16 protein-coding genes are annotated in these 17,688 nt (G+C 53.5%); 4 read left to right on the top strand and 12 right to left on the bottom strand.

The window, feature by feature from the left end; translation table 11 throughout:
• Positions 1 to 85 precede the first annotated feature (85 nt).
• Positions 86 to 466, top strand: coding sequence for an aspartate 1-decarboxylase (panD, locus tag AC534G_RS20675; RefSeq protein ID WP_023178331.1), 381 nt, complete (start codon positions 86 to 88; stop codon positions 464 to 466).
• A 6-nt stretch (positions 467 to 472) separates the two neighbouring features.
• Here panD and AC534G_RS20680 read toward each other — a convergent pair whose 3' ends face one another.
• The 4 genes from AC534G_RS20680 to AC534G_RS20695 form a co-directional block, all read right to left on the bottom strand.
• Positions 473 to 1,702 carry a polysaccharide deacetylase family protein gene (locus tag AC534G_RS20680; protein WP_038637320.1) on the bottom strand — a complete coding sequence of 410 codons (1,230 nt, stop codon included), beginning with the start codon at positions 1,700 to 1,702 and terminating at the stop codon, positions 473 to 475.
• A 66-nt stretch (positions 1,703 to 1,768) separates the two neighbouring features.
• On the bottom strand, positions 1,769 to 2,209 hold the full coding sequence (locus AC534G_RS20685) for a PTS sugar transporter subunit IIA (RefSeq protein ID WP_069324038.1): 441 nt from the start codon (positions 2,207 to 2,209) through the stop codon (positions 1,769 to 1,771).
• Positions 2,210 to 2,312: 103 nt separating this feature from the next.
• A complete protein-coding gene (locus tag AC534G_RS20690) occupies positions 2,313 to 3,083 on the bottom strand; it encodes an ABC transporter permease (RefSeq protein ID WP_038637314.1) in 771 nt (256 codons plus the stop codon).
• Complete coding sequence (locus AC534G_RS20695; RefSeq protein ID WP_110498732.1) at positions 3,080 to 4,006, bottom strand: ABC transporter ATP-binding protein; 927 nt, start codon at positions 4,004 to 4,006, stop codon at positions 3,080 to 3,082. The genes AC534G_RS20690 and AC534G_RS20695 overlap by 4 nt, the downstream gene beginning before the upstream one ends.
• A gap of 108 nt (positions 4,007 to 4,114) precedes the next feature.
• Between AC534G_RS20695 and can the strand changes: the two genes are divergently transcribed.
• Entirely contained in the window at positions 4,115 to 4,777 is a 663-nt protein-coding gene (gene can, locus AC534G_RS20700; RefSeq protein ID WP_038637306.1) for a carbonate dehydratase, read from the top strand.
• A gap of 93 nt (positions 4,778 to 4,870) precedes the next feature.
• On the opposite strand, the gene hpt is transcribed toward can, so the two are convergent.
• A complete protein-coding gene (hpt, locus tag AC534G_RS20705; protein WP_042312274.1) occupies positions 4,871 to 5,407 on the bottom strand; it encodes a hypoxanthine phosphoribosyltransferase in 537 nt (178 codons plus the stop codon).
• A gap of 202 nt (positions 5,408 to 5,609) precedes the next feature.
• Between hpt and AC534G_RS20710 the strand changes: the two genes are divergently transcribed.
• Entirely contained in the window at positions 5,610 to 8,000 is a 2,391-nt protein-coding gene (locus AC534G_RS20710; RefSeq protein WP_110498854.1) for a glucose/quinate/shikimate family membrane-bound PQQ-dependent dehydrogenase, read from the top strand.
• Positions 8,001 to 8,085: 85 nt separating this feature from the next.
• Here AC534G_RS20710 and cueO read toward each other — a convergent pair whose 3' ends face one another.
• Positions 8,086 to 9,696, bottom strand: a complete 1,611-nt coding sequence (gene cueO, locus AC534G_RS20715; RefSeq protein ID WP_110498733.1) for a multicopper oxidase CueO — start codon at positions 9,694 to 9,696, stop codon at positions 8,086 to 8,088.
• 153 nt (positions 9,697 to 9,849) lie between these two features.
• On the opposite strand from cueO, the gene AC534G_RS20720 reads away from it, so the two are divergent.
• Positions 9,850 to 10,197 carry a YacC family pilotin-like protein gene (locus tag AC534G_RS20720; protein WP_003018667.1) on the top strand — a complete coding sequence of 116 codons (348 nt, stop codon included), beginning with the start codon at positions 9,850 to 9,852 and terminating at the stop codon, positions 10,195 to 10,197.
• A 10-nt stretch (positions 10,198 to 10,207) separates the two neighbouring features.
• Here the strand turns inward: AC534G_RS20720 and AC534G_RS20725 are convergent, their stop codons facing one another.
• The 6 genes from AC534G_RS20725 to acnB form a co-directional block, all read right to left on the bottom strand.
• Positions 10,208 to 10,975 carry a DeoR/GlpR family DNA-binding transcription regulator gene (locus AC534G_RS20725; protein WP_038637298.1) on the bottom strand — a complete coding sequence of 256 codons (768 nt, stop codon included), beginning with the start codon at positions 10,973 to 10,975 and terminating at the stop codon, positions 10,208 to 10,210.
• 9 nt (positions 10,976 to 10,984) lie between these two features.
• Entirely contained in the window at positions 10,985 to 11,968 is a 984-nt protein-coding gene (locus AC534G_RS20730; protein ID WP_085048296.1) for a D-threonate 4-phosphate dehydrogenase, read from the bottom strand.
• Positions 11,958 to 13,229: a D-threonate kinase gene (dtnK, locus tag AC534G_RS20735; RefSeq protein ID WP_110498734.1), complete on the bottom strand. Its 1,272-nt coding sequence runs from the start codon at positions 13,227 to 13,229 to the stop codon at positions 11,958 to 11,960. The genes AC534G_RS20730 and dtnK overlap by 11 nt, the downstream gene beginning before the upstream one ends.
• Positions 13,226 to 14,179 carry a 2-keto-3-deoxygluconate permease 1 gene (locus tag AC534G_RS20740; protein WP_110498735.1) on the bottom strand — a complete coding sequence of 318 codons (954 nt, stop codon included), beginning with the start codon at positions 14,177 to 14,179 and terminating at the stop codon, positions 13,226 to 13,228. The genes dtnK and AC534G_RS20740 overlap by 4 nt, the downstream gene beginning before the upstream one ends.
• A gap of 180 nt (positions 14,180 to 14,359) precedes the next feature.
• Positions 14,360 to 14,722: a protein YacL gene (yacL, locus tag AC534G_RS20745; RefSeq protein WP_038637284.1), complete on the bottom strand. Its 363-nt coding sequence runs from the start codon at positions 14,720 to 14,722 to the stop codon at positions 14,360 to 14,362.
• Positions 14,723 to 14,896: 174 nt separating this feature from the next.
• Positions 14,897 to 17,494: a bifunctional aconitate hydratase 2/2-methylisocitrate dehydratase gene (gene acnB, locus AC534G_RS20750; protein WP_110498736.1), complete on the bottom strand. Its 2,598-nt coding sequence runs from the start codon at positions 17,492 to 17,494 to the stop codon at positions 14,897 to 14,899.
• Between the last annotated feature and the right edge of the window lie 194 nt (positions 17,495 to 17,688).

Raw genomic sequence — 17,688 nt, forward strand, 5'->3', positions numbered from 1 at the left:
AAAAATCGGGCAATACTGCCTGAGAATTTCCAAAGCAGGCTACAAGCGCCTGCTTAGCCAAGATAAACGACAGGGTATAGAAGTTATGATTCGCACCATGCTGCAAGGCAAGCTCCACCGCGTAAAAGTCACGCAGGCGGACCTGCACTACGAAGGTTCCTGTGCCATTGACCAGGATTTCCTCGATGCCTCCGGTATTCTGGAAAACGAAGCGATTGATATCTGGAACGTGACCAATGGGAAACGTTTCTCAACCTATGCGATTGCGGCTGAACGCGGCTCCAAAATCATCTCGGTGAACGGTGCGGCGGCGCATTGCGCTGAGGTTGGCGACATTGTGATTATCGCCAGCTTCGTCACCATGTCTGATGAAGAAGCCCGGACATGGCGGCCGAAAGTGGCCTACTTTGAAGGCGACAACGAAATGAAGCGCACCGCGAAAGCTATTCCGGTCCAGGTTGCCTGATAGTCCTTACCCCTGCGGCTGATTGACGATCAGCCGCGACATCGTTTCCAGCGAATCCGTGCGTAAAATATACAGCCTTTTGAGCAGCATCGGATTATCGCCCGGCTTCACCTTCCCTCTCACCGTGGTTACCGCCATGTGAAATCCCGCATCGCCCGCCGCTTTTACCGCCGTGGCGTTATAACCGCCAAACGGATATGAAAGATACAGGACGTGAGGATTGAACTGGGACAACGCCCGCCGCGAACGGGCAAAATCGAACAGAATGTTGTGATAGTTGCGGCTCAGCAGGATCGGCCGATGATGAGCGTCCACTCGATGTAAAAAATGGGTATGCGACTGGAAGTCAAACACATCCCTGATCCCATTCAGTTCAGAGACGCTCATAAACTGTAGCGATTTCGGATCCCACTTCTGCGGATGGCGCTTAATGCGTGACGAGATGATAAACGCCGTCGCCTTCATGCCGTTCTGTTTCAACACTGGATAAGCATAACGACTCACCGACTTCAGACCATCGTCGAAAGTCAGCACCACCGCCCGCGCCGGGAGGTTCATATTGTTGCGTACATAGCCTTCCAGTTGATACATCGTCAGCGTCGTGTAGCCGCGGTCGTGTAGCCAGGCCATTTGGTTGCTAAAAGCGCGTACGGAGGTTGTGGTGGAGGTGTGGCGAAAGCGGGTATTCTCTTCATCACGCAGAATATGATGATAGGTTAACACCGGGATGCCGTTGTCTTCCTGCGCATCCAGAGCACTGATATAGGCCAGTCTGCCGCCAATGCGGATCTGGTACCACGTCTGGTTGAGTCGGTCTTTAAGCTTACTGATTATGGGATAGCGCAGATTATCCGCCAGCACGCCAAACGGGGCGCTACCGACATCCGGGGCATTATAAACCGGTGTATCTTTCCAGGTAATCAGGCTTTGATTGCTGAGGGGTTTATTGAGATCGCCCAAACCATCGTCAACTTTCTGCCGCCCCTGAACAGGCTCCAGATGCCCCTTATCAATAAACCCGGTACCCAAGCCAAAGGTGAATTCGTAATAGTCAGCCGCTATCGGCTCTACGGCAAGGATCTGCCCGGCGCGAACATTCCCCACCGTCACCATTTTGTCACCTATCTGCGCCCACACGGCAGCCGCTTCGGTAGTTTGCATGTAGCGAGCAGGCAAAGCCGCAGCTACGCTGCCAGAAGACAGGAGCAACAAAATAAGCACAACGCGCATAACCATATGAGATAACCGAACCGAGGCGAGAAACCTCGGCTATTGTAGCAAAAGCGCCATCAATACCAACGATTAATACTCGTACAAATCATGCTTCAACACGAAGGGGGGATTTTTTTGTTGTTGATGCCAAAGGCTTGAGACCTCCGGCCCGCCAAGCGCAACAATGCAATCGCGAAAGGCAGAGCTGCTCATTGATTCCCGCGACGAAAGCATTCGCTCAAGCAATGAATAGCTGATACCTGAAATCACTTCACACTGGGGGTGTTTGTGGCTCATTAACGAGGCCACGCGGTACGGTGCGGCCCCCGCGGTATCCGTCAGGAAGATCACGCCCTCGCCTGAGTCAGTAGCATGCAGAGCGTGGCACATCATGCGGCTCAGCATATTTGAGCTGAGCCCACGCCAAAAACTTACCGCCTGGCATTGGGCCAACGGGCCGTGCTTCTGCTCCAGACGATGCAGCATATCCTGTGCCTTATCGTCATGACAGGTAATTACCCAACCTAACATTGCCTTCCTCCTTAGCAGGCAAGTAGTTTATCAATGTGATAAATCCATAATGGTGATAAGCGTCAAAAGTCTTCCTCTCCCGAGCAGAGAGAGGAAGAAAGAATTAACTGCGCAAACCGCGTCCACGCTGGATCAGGTACCAGCACAGCAAATAAAACACCGCGATGAACACCACCAGCACGCCAAACGTGGTGACCAGCGGAACATCATGGATACCCAGGAAGCCGTAGCGGAATCCACTGATCATGTAGACAATTGGGTTCAGGTGCGACAGCCCCTGCCAGAACGGCGGCAGCAGCGTTAACGAATAGAATACGCCCCCCAGATAGGTCAGCGGTGTTAGTACGAAGGTTGGGATCAGGCTGATATCGTCAAAGGTTTTGGCGAAGACTGCATTCAGTAAGCCCGCCAGCGAGAACAGAATCGCGGTCAGCACCAATGTGAGCGCCACAAACACCCACGAATGTACCTGGAACGGCACAAAGAACAGCGACACCGCGGTAACCAGAATGCCCACGCACAGCCCGCGCGCCACGCCGCCGCCGACAAAACCAGCGATAATGACGTGCGTCGGTACCGGAGCGACCAGCAGTTCTTCAATATTGCGTTGAAACTTGGCGCTAAAGAATGACGATGCCACGTTAGCGTACGAGTTGGTGATTACAGCCATCATAATCAGCCCCGGCACAATAAACTGCATGTAGCTAAAACCATGCATTTCGCCGATACGCGAGCCAATCAAATTACCAAAAATAATAAAATAGAGCGTCATGGTGATGACGGGAGGAACCAGAGTCTGGACCCAGATACGCATAAAGCGGTGGATCTCTTTCGCCCAGATGCTTTTCAGCGCAACCCAATACAGCTGCATCATGCGCGATCTCCTTGTTTTTCATGCACCAGAGAAACAAACAGTTCTTCCAGTCGGTTCGCTTTGTTACGCATACTTAATACCTGAATACCCTGGGCGCTCAGTTGTGAGAACACGCTGTTAACCCCTTGCTCACGCAGAACTTCCACTTCCAGCGTCGAGGTATCAACCAGACGATACTGATACCCTTCCAGTTTTGGCAGCGGACTTTTCGGCGCCAGATCGAGAATAAAGGTTTCGGATTTCAGTTTAGAGAGCAGGCTCTTCATGGAGGTATTTTCCACCAGCTCGCCGTTCTGAATAATACCGATATTGCGACACAGCATTTCCGCTTCTTCGAGATAGTGGGTGGTCAGAATAATCGTGGTGCCTTTGTCGTTTAAATCTTTTAAAAAGCCCCACATTGAACGACGTAGCTCAATGTCGACGCCCGCCGTCGGTTCGTCGAGAATCAACAGCTTTGGCTCATGCATCAGCGCACGAGCGATCATCAGACGACGTTTCATCCCGCCGGAAAGCATACGCGCACGTTCGTTACGCTTTTCCCACAAGTCGAGCTGTTTTAGATATATTTCGCTACGCTTAACGGCTTCTTTATGCTCAACGCCGTAGTAACCTGCCTGGTTGACCACGATCTGCTGCACGGTTTCAAACGGGTTAAAGTTAAACTCCTGCGGCACCAGACCAAGCTGACGTTTAGCGTTAACCGTATCTTTATCGAGATCGTATCCGAAGACGCTTACCCGTCCGGAAGTTTTATTCACCAGCGAACTGATAATGCCGATGGTGGTGGATTTACCTGCGCCATTCGGTCCCAAAAGCGCATAAAAATCACCCGCTTCGACTTGCAAATCTATGCCGCGTAGCGCCTGCACGCCACCGGGATAGGTTTTCTTAAGTTCTTGAAGTTCCAGAGCAATGGTCATGGTTTTTTACTTACCTTACGTTCTGACATTTCATATATAGTTTAATTAATGCTGGAGTTACCCTATATTAGCCCATCGAATTTATCTGGTTTCGGGTCGTACAACTCCATGAAAGACATAGATACACTCATCAGCAACAATGCACTATGGTCAAAGATGCTGGTAGAAGAGGATCCCGGATTTTTTGAAACGCTGACACATGCGCAGAATCCACGTTTTCTATGGATTGGATGTTCCGATAGCCGCGTTCCCGCTGAACGATTGACCGGTCTGGAACCGGGCGAATTATTCGTCCACCGTAATGTTGCCAATCTGGTTATTCACACCGACCTGAACTGCCTCTCAGTGGTTCAGTATGCGGTGGATGTGCTGGAAGTGGAACATATTATTATTTGCGGCCACTACGGATGCGGCGGCGTCCAGGCGGCTATTGAAAATAAAGAACAGGGGCTGATTGATAACTGGTTACTGCATATTCGCGATATCTGGTTTAAACACAGCTCACTGCTGGGCGAAATGCCGCAGGAACGCCGCATGGACACTCTGTGCGAACTGAATGTCATGGAGCAGGTCTATAACCTGGGTCATTCAACGATTATGCGATCCGCCTGGAAGCGCGGTCAGAAAGTCACGATTCACGGCTGGGCCTACGGTATTCATGATGGCCTGCTGCGCGATCTCGACGTCACCGCCACCAGCCGCGAAACGCTGGAGCAGCGCTATCGCCAGGGGTTATCTAACCTCAGCCAGAAACACTGCAACCATAAATAATGTGACATTGCCGGGAGGCGGCTATGCCTTACCCGGCCTACAAACCTGCGCCGTAGGCCTGATAAGCGAAGCGCCATCAGGCACTCCAGCCAATTACTCGTCCAGCAGCACTACTTTGCCAACGTACGGCAGATGGCGATAACGCTGGGCATAGTCAATGCCGTAGCCGACCACAAACTCATCTGGAATAGAGAATCCGATAAACTCAACCGGCACATCCACTTCACGACGGGAAGGTTTATCCAGCAGCGTACAGATAGCCAGGGATTTCGGCTCGCGCAGGCTCAAAATCTCACGCACTTTAGACAGCGTGTTGCCAGAGTCGATGATGTCTTCAACAATCAGCACGTCTTTGCCACGAATGTCTTCATCCAGGTCTTTCAGGATTTTAACATCACGCGTGGTAGACATTCCGCTGCCATAACTGGATGCAGTCATGAAATCGACTTCGTGGGAGACATGCACTTCACGGCACAGGTCCGCCATAAACATAAATGAGCCGCGTAACAGACCAACCAGCACCATATCGCTGCCGCTGTCCTTATAACGTTCGTTAATCTGACGTCCCAGTTCAGCAATACGCGCTTTGATCTCCGCTTCCGGGATCATGACTTCAACAGTATGTTTCATATCTCTAACCATATGATTTAAAACAAATCACTCAATGCTTACTTTTAATAAGCGAGCATCTAAGCGCAAGGCACGCAGTATACCAGCAAAAGCATTCATCCGCGGCATCTGTTGATAAAGTTCATTGTGTGACAATCATCACGCGTTTTAACTCCTATAATTAACTGCTATTAAAGAAATAACACCTGTGATGGTATTTTTTATGGCAAATAACAACGTACGATCCCAACGACTTATCGTGACACTGAGTGCTCTGTTCGCCGCACTTTGTGGACTCTATCTCCTGATTGGCGGAGGCTGGCTGGTCGCCATCGGTGGCTCCTGGTATTACCCTATTGCGGGTCTGGCCATGCTCGGCGTGGCCTTCCTGCTATGGCGTAGTCAACGCTCCGCGCTTTGGCTGTATGCCGTCCTGCTTCTCGCCACTATGATTTGGGGCGTATGGGAAGTTGGGTTTGATTTCTGGGCATTAACACCGCGTAGCGATATCCTGGTCTTCTTCGGTATCTGGCTGATTCTGCCGTTCGTCTGGCGCCATCTGATCGTACCTTCCAGCGGTGCGGTAACAGCGCTCGTCGTCGCACTACTGATTAGCGGCGGGATCCTGACCTGGGCGGGTTTCAACGATCCGCAGGAAATACACGGCACGCTGAGCGCGGATACCACCCCGGCCGAAGCAATTTCACCCGTGGCCGACGAGGACTGGCCCGCTTACGGACGCAATCAGGAAGGTCAACGCTACTCACCGTTAAAACAAATTAACGCCGACAACGTACATCAATTGAAAGAAGCCTGGGTATTTCGTACCGGTGATTTAAAACAGCCGAACGATCCGGGTGAAATCACCAATGAAGTCACGCCGATCAAAGTTGGTGATACGCTCTATCTGTGTACCGCCCACCAGCGTCTGTTTGCACTTGATGCGGCGAGTGGTAAAGAGAAGTGGCATTTCGATCCGCAACTCAATACCAACACCTCTTTCCAGCACGTGACCTGTCGCGGCGTTTCTTATCATGAAGCACGGGCCGATAACGCCAGCCCGGAAGTGGTTGCTGACTGTCCGCGCCGCATCATCCTGCCGGTGAACGATGGCCGTCTGTTTGCCCTGAACGCGGAAACCGGCAAGCTGTGCGCAACCTTCGCCAATAAAGGCATCCTTAACTTACAGACCAACATGCCGGATACCACGCCGGGTCTGTATGAGCCGACGTCGCCGCCCATCATTACTGATAAAACCATCGTGATTGCCGGGTCGGTGACCGATAACTTCTCCACCCGCGAAACCTCCGGCGTTATCCGTGGTTTCGATGTGAATACCGGTAAGCTGCTGTGGGCGTTCGACCCAGGCGCCAAAGATCCCAATTTCATCCCGTCAGATGAACATACGTTCACCTTTAACTCACCAAACTCCTGGGCCCCTGCGGCCTATGACGCGAAGCTGGATCTGGTGTATCTGCCCATGGGCGTCACCACTCCGGACATCTGGGGCGGTAACCGCACGCCGGAACAGGAACGTTATGCCAGCGCCATCCTGGCGTTAAATGCCACTACCGGGAAATTGGCCTGGAGCTATCAAACCGTTCATCACGATCTATGGGATATGGACTTACCGGCGCAGCCGACGCTGGCGGATATCACCGTTAAAGGGCAGAAAGTCCCGGTCATTTACGCCCCGGCGAAAACCGGTAACATCTTCGTGCTCGACCGCCGTAATGGTGAACTGGTGGTACCAGCCCCGGAAAAACCGGTGCCGCAGGGCGCAGCCAAAGGTGATTACGTCAGCAAAACCCAGCCGTTCTCCGATCTCACCTTCCGTCCGCAGAAAGATTTGAGCGGCGCGGATATGTGGGGCGCCACCATGTTCGATCAGTTGGTGTGTCGCGTGATGTTCCACCAACTGCGTTATGAGGGCATCTTCACCCCGCCTTCGGAGCAGGGCACGCTGGTGTTCCCCGGCAACCTGGGGATGTTTGAATGGGGCGGCATCTCCGTTGATCCTAACCGTCAGGTGGCGATTGCCAACCCGATGGCCTTGCCGTTTGTATCGAAGCTGATCCCACGCGGCCCAGGCAATCCGATGGAGCCGCCGAAAGATGCCAAAGGCACCGGCACAGAATCAGGGATTCAGCCACAGTACGGCGTGCCGTTCGGCGTCACGCTGAATCCGTTCCTGTCGCCATTTGGCCTGCCGTGTAAGCAGCCAGCCTGGGGCTACATCTCCGCCGTGGATCTGAAGACCAATGAAGTGGTGTGGAAAAAACGTATTGGCACACCGCAGGACAGCATGCCGTTCCCAATGCCGGTTCAGGTGCCGTTCAATATGGGAATGCCAATGCTGGGGGGGCCTATTTCCACCGCCGGTAACGTGCTGTTCATTGCCGCGACCGCCGACAACTATCTGCGCGCCTACAACATGAGTAACGGTGAGAAATTGTGGCAAGGTCGTCTACCGGCAGGTGGACAGGCGACACCGATGACCTATGAAGTGAATGGCAAACAGTATGTGGTGATCTCCGCCGGAGGTCACGGGTCGTTTGGCACGAAGATGGGCGATTATATCGTGGCGTACGCCTTGCCGGACGACGCTAAATAACTGAAAAGCCCGGTGGCGCTAAGCTTACCGGGCCTACGGATACGACATACAGGCCGGGTAAGGCGAAGCCGCCACCCGGCTTTTTTTATACCGTGAATCCGAGCATCATGCCGGTATCTTCATGCTCTAACAGATGGCAATGCGCCATATAGGCATGCTCTTTCGGCGCATTGTGGTCAAACTTCACCAGCACCTCGCTGACGCCGCCTTCTACCCGTACCGTGTCCTTCCATCCCGCGCGGTGCGCGGCAGGCGCTTTGCCATTCTCAGACAAAATGCGGAACTGGGTGCCGTGAATATGGAACGGATGCAGCATCATGTCGCCCTGACCAGAAATCACCCAGCGCTCATGCTGACCTTTCGCCGCGGCGAACATGGGTTTATTCATATCAAACGCCAGACCGTTAATCCGGTTGGCATTATGGAAATCAAATGATCCCGCCTGCTTCATGTTGCCATGCTGCATATTCCCCATGTTGCCATGGTTCATATTGCCATGATTCATCTTCCCGTGGCCCATATTGTCATTATTCATATGGTCCATCATCTTCCCATGATCCATACCCGCCATCGCCTGACCGCCGTATTTCTTCATCAGCATTTGCATGCCCATCATGTCGAGCATCGGATCCATAGATAGCTGTAGTTTGCGCACCGTCAGGCCATCCAGTGACGGCAATGACGGCATGGATGTCAGCGAATCAGGCAGCGTTGCGGAAGCGGTAATCAACAGCGGCTGAATGCGCATCACCGGGTGCGGCTTATCAAATGGCGCAACCGCCATCCCCATCTGGCTGACAGGAAGAGTGACCAGATCAAACGCCTTACCGTCGCTCACATCCACCAGCACTTCAAAGCGCTCGCCCATCAGCATGGGAAGTTCAGTGACTTTGACCGGTTCAGCCAACAGTCCACCATCGCTGGCAATAACGTACAGAGGACGATTGTCGCTGGCGGCAATATTCAGCGAGCGAGCGTTACACCCGTTCAGCAGGCGCAAACGCAGCCAACCGCGCGGCGCGGCATGCTGAGGATAAATCGCGCCGTTGGTCAGCAGCGTATCGCCAAACCAGCCGACGGCAGCGGTCATCATGTCCAGTTGATAGTTGATCTGTCCATCGGCGGAAAACTGCTTATCCTGAATAATCACCGGCACATCATCTATGCCCCACTGCTTCGGCAGTAGTAGTTTGTGAATCTCTTCATCTTCAATCAGCACCAGTCCGGCCAGCCCCATCGCCACCTGACGACCGGTTTTGCCATGCTGATGCGGGTGGAACCAACAGGTTGCTGCCCGTTGATCCGGGGTGAAAGTGACAGAGCGTTTCCCGCCTGCCGGGATAATACCTTGCGGCCCACCGTCAACTTCACCAGGAATTTCCAGTCCGTGCCAGTGTAACGTCGTCTCTTCGGCAAGCTGGTTGTGGATATCCACCGTCACCGATTGCCCTTTATTCAGCTTTAGCGCCGGTCCGAGCAAATTGCCGTTATATCCCCACGTCGTGGCGGTTTTACCTGCAAAGCTCGACTGCCCGACTTGTGCAATCAACTGAATGCGATTAGAAGCATCGGCGGTTAACAGGTCTGGAATGGGCAATGCCGGACGGTCGGCGGCAAATACGCTACGGCTCCACAGAGGTAATGCTGACGCGACGCCCAGCGCCACGGAGTACTTTAAAAAGTCACGACGTTGCATAATCACTTCCTTATATTCAGCAGCTTAAGCAGGCTATCTTTTAAGCATAAGCCTTCCCCTTACGGGAAGGTCAAGTAAACGGCTAATAATAAAGGTCGTCGCTTCGCTCGCAGTGTGCTAACGTTTAAATTCCGTGATGCAGTGGTAGAAGCAATGAAGACGTTTTTCAGAACAGTTTTGTTCGGCAGCCTGATGGCCGTATGCGCAAATAGCTACGCGCTGAGCGAGTCCGAAGCCGAAGATATGGCCGATTTAACGGCAGTTTTTGTTTTTCTGAAAAATGACTGTGGATACCAGAATTTGCCAAATGGGCAGATCCGTCGCGCACTGGTCTTTTTTGCCCAGCAAAACCAGTGGGACCTGAGTAATTACGACACCTTCAACATGAAGGCGCTGGGTGAGGACAGCTATCGCGATCTCAGCGGTATCGGCATCCCAACGGCAAAAAAATGCAAAGCGCTGGCGCGTGATTCCCTGAGCCTGTTGGCTTACGTTAAATAATCCACCGCCGTTACTCTGGCTGTACCAGCGTCAGGGCCACGGATTGCGCTTTTAATTCAGCCTTTGCGCCTTGCGGTAAATTCACATCGGTAACAATATCAGTAAAGCGGCTAAGCGGCGCGACGTTAAATAACGAATGCGCGCCATACTTACTGCTATCCGCCAGTAATACCTTCCGTTGCGCATTGGCGATAATTTCTTGCTTCAGTCCCGCTTTGTCTTCCGTTGGCGTGGTCACACCCTTGTCCATGCTCCAGGTGTTACAGCTCATAAAGGCGATATCGGGATAGACGCTACGCAACATTTTCCGTCCAAACTCACCAATGCAGGACTGACTGCTGTCATCAATGCGCCCACCAACAATCGTCACTTCTATCTGGCGGAATTCTGACAAAAACAGGGCAATATGCAGATCAACAGTAATGACGCGCAGCGGCAAATGGGTCAGACATTTTGCCAGCTCCAGCATTGTGGTACCGGCATCAAGCACCACGGCATCGCCAGCATGCACCATTGAGGCGGCAAAACGCGCAATCGCCCGTTTCTCAGCGGGCGATCGCAGCTGCTTTTCATTGGTAGTCGGCTGCGCCGCTTCAAAACGTCGCAGGGCAACACCGCCGTGGCTACGGCTGATCACGCCCTGTTCATCCAGCTTGATGAGGTCGCGTCTGATTGTTGCTGGAGAGGCGTCAACCGCCTCAACCAGTTGCTCCACGGTAACCAGCGTATGATTTTTCAAATACGCCACAATCTTATCCAGACGGTGTTGGCCTTTCATAACAGTAAATTACGCCAGTTGCATTGCCAGTTTGATCGATACGGCCATGCTCTCAGATTTTGCTTTTCCCGTCCAGGCGATATCAAATGCCGTACCGTGATCGGCTGAGGTACGAATAAACGGCAAACCTGCTGTGATATTTACCCCATCATAAAAACCAAGCAACTTAAGCGGGATATGACCCTGATCGTGATACATCGCCACCACCATGTCGTACTGGCCTTCATAAGCCTGCAAAAACACAGTATCCGGCGGGCACGGTCCGTATACATTCATCCCCTTCGCTTTCATATTCTCAATCGCAGGCCCGACAATGCGGATTTCCTCATCACCAAACAGGCCATTTTCACCGGCATGTGGATTCACCCCCGCCACGGCAATACGCGGATGCGCAAAACCGACGCGCTTCAGGAAGGTATCGGCAATGCCAATCACCGTTTCAACACGTTGCCCATTGAGCGTATCGAGAAATTTGCGCAAAGCAATATGCGTGGAAACATGGATGACTTTCAGCTTGTCGGTGTAGAGCACCATGGCGTAATCACGACTTTCCGTCAACGTTGCCAGTAGTTCCGTATGTCCGGGATAATTGTGTCCGCCAAGATGTAATGCTTCTTTATTCAACGGCGCGGTCGCAATGGCGTGCACATCGCCCTTCATCGCCAGTTCCGTCGCCCGTTTTACACAGCGATAGGCCAGATCGCCTGCCTGCGCCTGCACTGTTCCCGGGACCAGTTCGTCGGGTTGCGCCAACGGTTCATCAATCACATGAATCGTACCCGGTTCGAATCGGGCATCAGCAACCTTTTCGATTGCACGGAATGTCACCCCTTCAGCCAGCCCCTGGGCCTGTAATCGCTGCAGAGTTTGCAGGCACCCAACCACCACCAGCGGGGCGCCATTAAGGTCATCTTCACGCAGTGCTTTAACAATAATTTCCGGACCAATTCCCGCCGGATCTCCCATCGTAATCGCAATAGTTTTAGTTACCACGGTACATCTCCTCAATAAAATAAAGCGCATCACAAAGGGTCGTGTCGGAACCGAATCCACCCGCTTTGGTGATCACTGGCAAGTCATCAATCTCGCTGTTCACAAATGTTCCACACGGAATACAGGGGGCAACCTCACTTTGAATGCGATACCCTTCTGCCCCCAGCGCACTGGCGACCGCCGTAGCAATATCGCCTCCGGTCAGGAACAAACCGCCGATACGCGCCCGTTCAATAATCCGCAATGTTATCTCTCCAAGACGCCGACTCAGCAGCTCTCCCAACTGTTGCCGGCTCATTCCCAGGTTGGCGCACAACGAGTCGATCATATTCCGGTCTTCTGCACGCCGACTGGTACGCAAGATCGTGTGCTGTTGCTGGCTCAACTGCGCGCAAGCCTGTTCAACAACAGAGGCCATTTCCTGCTCAAATGACGATGCAGACAATCGCGCGGCATCGATTTCAACCACCGTTGCCCGGCCCTGGCACAACGCTTTTTCCACCTGACGTCGCGTTGCTTCGCTCATTGAGCCCGCCACGACCAGCACCGGTAATGCCTGCTTTTCTTGCATAAACGTTCCGGCAGGTAAGGCATTGGCAAGCCCTGCCGCCCCGACCAATAACGGCATCTGTTTTTGTTCGCAAACAGCGTGTGCGATTAGCGCCAGATCTCGCTCTTCCACTGCATCCACAACCACCATGCATTCGCCTTCTGTCGCAAAAGCGCGAAGCAGCGCACTTAAGCTTCCCCGACGCACATCCGATAGCGACACCTCATGTACCGGGATATCGCTTTGCAACGCGATCAGCTCAGCAATACGAGAAGAGTGAATGGGCGTTTTTGGATCGCTGGCAAATTCCGTCTCCAACAGCGGCACGCCATGTACCAGACATAATCCATCCTGCGTGGTACGCCCGGCTGCAGGGATCGCTGCCGCAATCACGGCCAGCGTCCGACCAGCAGCACGCATCGCTGAGGTGACTTCGGCCCCGACATTGCCCCGGAAAGTAGAGTCGATTTTTTTGTATACCAGCGGTGTTACCGCTTCGTCACACCATGGCGCTAACGCCTGTTGTACAGCTGCAGCGGCCTGCATTGCAGGCATCGCCCGACTTTCGGTGTTGATGACCAGAACATCGGCGCGACGAGAGGGTTTCTGCGCAGGTGTGAGCATGACCTCCGTACGTGCGCCTTTTTTCGCCAACTGTACGCCGGTATCGTTAGACCCCGTAAAATCATCGGCGATAACGATCATTTTCATGCTTTGTTCTCCTGAACTGCCTGGCGCGCCTGCTTTTTCGCCACCCACGAGGTCAGAATTGGCGTCAGAATAGCGGTCGTGATGACTGACGCTGCGATCAACGGCGCAGCCGCAGCAGCAACCTCTGCCAGCGATGGATCGGCTTGTGCTATCGCCAACGGCGTCGCTACCGCGTTCCCTGCAGTACTGGATGCAGCAGCGCCAGCAATACCACTCCCTCCGACGAGACGGTCGGCGCGAATGTTAAAGAAGCCGCCAACAAAGGTGGTCAGCGCCCCCAACAGAATGCCCGCCAGACCGCCCTGCAGTAGCATTTCCAGGTTAATACCGGCCCCAAGCGCAAAGGCAAAGAAAGGAATGAGCAACGGACCGCCTTTGGTCAGGAAGTCACGCATATTGGCATCGAGGTTACCGAGGATCATACCTACCACCAGCGGTACCAAAACCGCCACCAGCGCCATGACAGGAATATTTGCCATACCCGCCGCGCCCAATGCGATCATGGTAAAGAAAGGCCCATCATTCAGCGACAAGATAGAGATCGCACCGACATCACGTTCGTTGCCAAACTCCCCCACCAGCGCCGCATAAAGCCCGCCATTGGAGTTACTCATTGCCGCAATAATGGCGACACCGCTTAAGCCAAAGATACCTTCCGCGCCAAACAGATGTTCAACCCCGAGACCAATCGCGATGGCGACAAGTAATTTTGTCAGCGTAATCGTACCGCCTTGTAACAAAGCTTGTGGCGCCGCCTTTACGCTAATCCCTGCGCCCATGCAGAGCAGGAACGCGCCGATTAGGGGAGCTGCGCCATTTTTAAATAAAGCAGTGGTGAATCCACCAATCTGCAACGCCTGCGGGGCAAAAGTGTTGATAATGGCACCGATAACCAACGGCACAACCATCATGCCGCCGGGTACACGTTCTATTGCCTTCTTGATGTTCATGGTCTTCCCGCCTGTTGTTATGTTGTGATTAAATAAAATCATAACGATTATATTCAATCAAAATAAAAGCGCAAACGCGGCAGATCACAGTTTAATAATGATCAATAAAAATCAAATAATCATTTTTGTGAAAAAAAAGCCGGGTTCGTCTCACCCGGCTTGATTGATATCTGAAATTTCTCAGGATTGATGGACAAATTCACGGTACGCCGCGACCACTTGCAGAAAATCCTCTACGCCGCAGAGCGAAAAGCTCTCTTCGTCGTAGTAGCTCATCCCCTCTTCCATTTCATCGCCTGAGAACTCAAGCTGATTGGCGCGAATCATCACCTCTTCGCCATCCAGCCAGAGCGTGTATTCATGCCCTGCTCGCTGCCAGGAGCGCTCACTGCCCTTAACCGCACGCGCCGCCTGTTCCACTTCATCAAGTAAGGCCAGGTTCTCTTTCACTTCTTCATTAAACCAGTGCCCCACCACCTCGTGGCCCATGGACATACGCACTTTTACCACTCCGGTAATATCGCGCAGAAATTCGTAATCCATAATGTCTTCCTCTGCTCCCGGCAATGCGCCAATACCGCATTGCGCCTTGCTGTAATTATCGCAGCAGCGCGGCAGAAAAAAAGCGTAGCGGGTATAAGGAATAGAAATAAAAATGCCCGGAGAAGCAGACGCCTCCGGGCATTGATGCGTTTTTACACAAAACGCGTTAGCGCATTAGACTGCGGTCTGGAAAATCACGCCGTCCGCTTTCTCGGTGTACTGAGAAAGCTGGTCGAAGTTCAGATAACGGTAGGTATCCACCGCCGTCTTATCCACCTGCGCCACATAGGTCTGATACTCTTCCGCTGTAGGCAGTTTGCCAATCAGCGCCGCAACCGCCGCCAGCTCAGCAGAAGCCAGATAGACGTTTGCCCCGGTACCTAAACGGTTCGGGAAGTTACGGGTAGAGGTCGATACCACCGTTGCGCCGTCAGCCACACGCGCCTGGTTACCCATACACAGGGAACAGCCAGGGATCTCAATACGCGCGCCGCTCTTACCAAACACGCTGTAGTAGCCTTCTTCGGTCAGTTGCGCCGCGTCCATACGGGTCGGCGGAGCCACCCACAGGCGCGTCGGCAGTTGGCCTTTGTGCGCATCCAGCAGCTTACCAGCGGCGCGGAAGTGGCCGATGTTGGTCATGCAGGAACCGATGAACACTTCGTCGATCTTCTCGCCCTGCACATCGGACAGCAAACGCGCGTCGTCCGGATCGTTCGGCGCACACAGGATCGGCTCTTTGATATCCGCCAGATCGATGTCGATCACCGCCGCGTATTCCGCGTCAGCATCGGCTTCCAGCAGCTGCGGATCCGCCAGCCATTTTTCCATGCCCTGCACGCGACGTTCCAGCGTACGACGATCGCCGTAGCCTTCTGCAATCATCCACTTCAGCAGCACGATGTTGGAGGTCAGGTACTCGATAATCGGTTCTTTGTTCAGCTTGATGGTACAACCGGCAGCGGAACGCTCGGCGGAAGCATCGGTCAGTTCAAACGCCTGCTCGACTTTCAGATCCGGCAGACCTTCAATTTCCAGGATGCGGCCAGAGAAGATGTTTTTCTTCCCTTTCTTCTCCACGGTCAGCAGGCCCTGTTTAATTGCATACAGCGGGATGGCGTGTACCAGATCGCGCAAAGTGATGCCCGGCTGCATTTTGCCTTTGAAGCGCACCAGAACGGATTCCGGCATATCCAGCGGCATCACGCCGGTCGCGGCAGCAAACGCCACCAGACCAGAGCCCGCCGGGAAGGAAATACCAATCGGGAAACGGGTATGGGAGTCACCGCCAGTACCGACGGTATCCGGCAGCAGCATGCGGTTCAGCCAGGAGTGGATAACGCCGTCGCCCGGACGCAGCGACACACCGCCGCGGTTCATGATGAAGTCTGGGAGCGTGTGGTGCGTGTTCACGTCTACCGGCTTCGGATACGCCGCAGTGTGACAGAAGGACTGCATCACCAGGTCAGAAGAGAAGCCCAGACACGCCAGGTCTTTTAGTTCGTCACGGGTCATCGGGCCAGTGGTATCCTGGGAACCCACGGAAGTCATCTTCGGTTCGCAGTACGCGCCCGGACGGATGCCTTTCACACCGCAGGCGCGGCCAACCATTTTCTGCGCCAGAGAGAAGCCGCGGCTGCTTTCCGCCACGTCTTTCGCCTGACGGAAAACGTCTGAGTGCGGCAGACCCAGCGCTTCACGCGCTTTGGTGGTCAGGCCACGACCGATAATCAGCGGGATACGGCCGCCGGCGCGGACTTCGTCGATCAGCACGTCGGTTTTCAGTTCAAATGTCGCCAGCAGCTCACCGGTTTCGTGGTTGCGCACTTCACCGCTGTAAGGGTAAACATCAATCACGTCGCCCATGTTCATGTTCGACACGTCGACTTCAATCGGCAGCGCGCCCGCATCTTCCATCGTGTTGAAGAAGATAGGCGCAATTTTGCCGCCGAGGCACAGACCGCCGCCGCGCTTGTTCGGCACATGCGGGATATCATCGCCCATGAACCACAGTACGGAGTTGGTCGCCGATTTACGGGAGGAACCGGTGCCGACAACATCACCGACGTAGGCCAGCGGGTAGCCTTTTTTCTGTAATGCTTCGATTTGTTTGATCGGGCCAACGACGCCCGGCTGATCCGGGTCAATGCCTTCACGGGCGTTTTTCAGCATCGCCAGGGCGTGCAGAGGGATATCCGGGCGTGACCACGCATCCGGGGCCGGAGAGAGGTCATCGGTGTTGGTTTCACCCGTCACTTTAAAGACGGTAACGGTGATTTTTTCAGCAAGCTGAGGACGATTCAGGAACCATTCGGCATCAGCCCAGGACTGCATTACCTGCTTCGCATATTCGTTGCCCGCTTTGGCTTTTTCTTCTACATCGTAGAAGTTATCGAACATCAGCAGCGTTGAAGAGAGCGCTTTGGCAGCAATCGGTGCCAGTTTTGCGTCGTCCAGCGCATCGATCAGCGAATGAATGTTGTAACCACCCTGCATGGTGCCCAGCAGTTCAATGGCTTTTTCTGGCGTGACCAGTGGGGAGGTGGTGTCGCCTTTCGCGACAGCAGCGAGAAAACCGGCTTTAACATATGCGGCTTCATCTACGCCAGGAGGAACGCGGTTGATCAACAGGTCTAACAGGAATTCTTCTTCGCCCACAGGCGGGGTCTTCAGCAGCTCGACAAGTGCGGCCATTTGGGTTGCGTCTAAAGGTTTGGGCACAATCCCCTGGGCAGCACGCTCAGCTACGTGCTTACGGTATTCTTCTAGCACGACGATATCTCCTCGCTCTCATTGTCATAATGCGGCGCTTTTGTTGATGGGCGATTCTCTTCACGCTCCTGTGAGACAGTAGTTAGTAGGGTAAATGCCCGGTACCGCATAAGGCACAATAACAGGATTTTCTTTAAGTGTTAATCTGTTTACAAAAAAGCAACATAAAAAATTGGCTGAATCGTTAAGAATGG

It is taken from the genome of Citrobacter sp. CRE-46 (assembly GCF_059615875.1).

Bases quoted from the DNA above. Each gene is read 5' to 3' on its own strand.
- panD (WP_023178331.1), top strand. From the start codon at position 86: ATGATTCGCACCATGCTGCAAGGCAAGCTCCACCGCGTAAAAGTCACG.
- AC534G_RS20680 (WP_038637320.1), bottom strand. From the start codon at position 1,702: ATGGTTATGCGCGTTGTGCTTATTTTGTTGCTCCTGTCTTCTGGCAGC.
- AC534G_RS20685 (WP_069324038.1), bottom strand. From the start codon at position 2,209: ATGTTAGGTTGGGTAATTACCTGTCATGACGATAAGGCACAGGATATG.
- AC534G_RS20690 (WP_038637314.1), bottom strand. From the start codon at position 3,083: ATGATGCAGCTGTATTGGGTTGCGCTGAAAAGCATCTGGGCGAAAGAG.
- AC534G_RS20695 (WP_110498732.1), bottom strand. From the start codon at position 4,006: ATGACCATTGCTCTGGAACTTCAAGAACTTAAGAAAACCTATCCCGGT.
- can (WP_038637306.1), top strand. From the start codon at position 4,115: ATGAAAGACATAGATACACTCATCAGCAACAATGCACTATGGTCAAAG.
- hpt (WP_042312274.1), bottom strand. From the start codon at position 5,407: ATGAAACATACTGTTGAAGTCATGATCCCGGAAGCGGAGATCAAAGCG.
- AC534G_RS20710 (WP_110498854.1), top strand. From the start codon at position 5,610: ATGGCAAATAACAACGTACGATCCCAACGACTTATCGTGACACTGAGT.
- cueO (WP_110498733.1), bottom strand. From the start codon at position 9,696: ATGCAACGTCGTGACTTTTTAAAGTACTCCGTGGCGCTGGGCGTCGCG.
- AC534G_RS20720 (WP_003018667.1), top strand. From the start codon at position 9,850: ATGAAGACGTTTTTCAGAACAGTTTTGTTCGGCAGCCTGATGGCCGTA.
- AC534G_RS20725 (WP_038637298.1), bottom strand. From the start codon at position 10,975: ATGAAAGGCCAACACCGTCTGGATAAGATTGTGGCGTATTTGAAAAAT.
- dtnK (WP_110498734.1), bottom strand. From the start codon at position 13,229: ATGAAAATGATCGTTATCGCCGATGATTTTACGGGGTCTAACGATACC.
- AC534G_RS20740 (WP_110498735.1), bottom strand. From the start codon at position 14,179: ATGAACATCAAGAAGGCAATAGAACGTGTACCCGGCGGCATGATGGTT.
- yacL (WP_038637284.1), bottom strand. From the start codon at position 14,722: ATGGATTACGAATTTCTGCGCGATATTACCGGAGTGGTAAAAGTGCGT.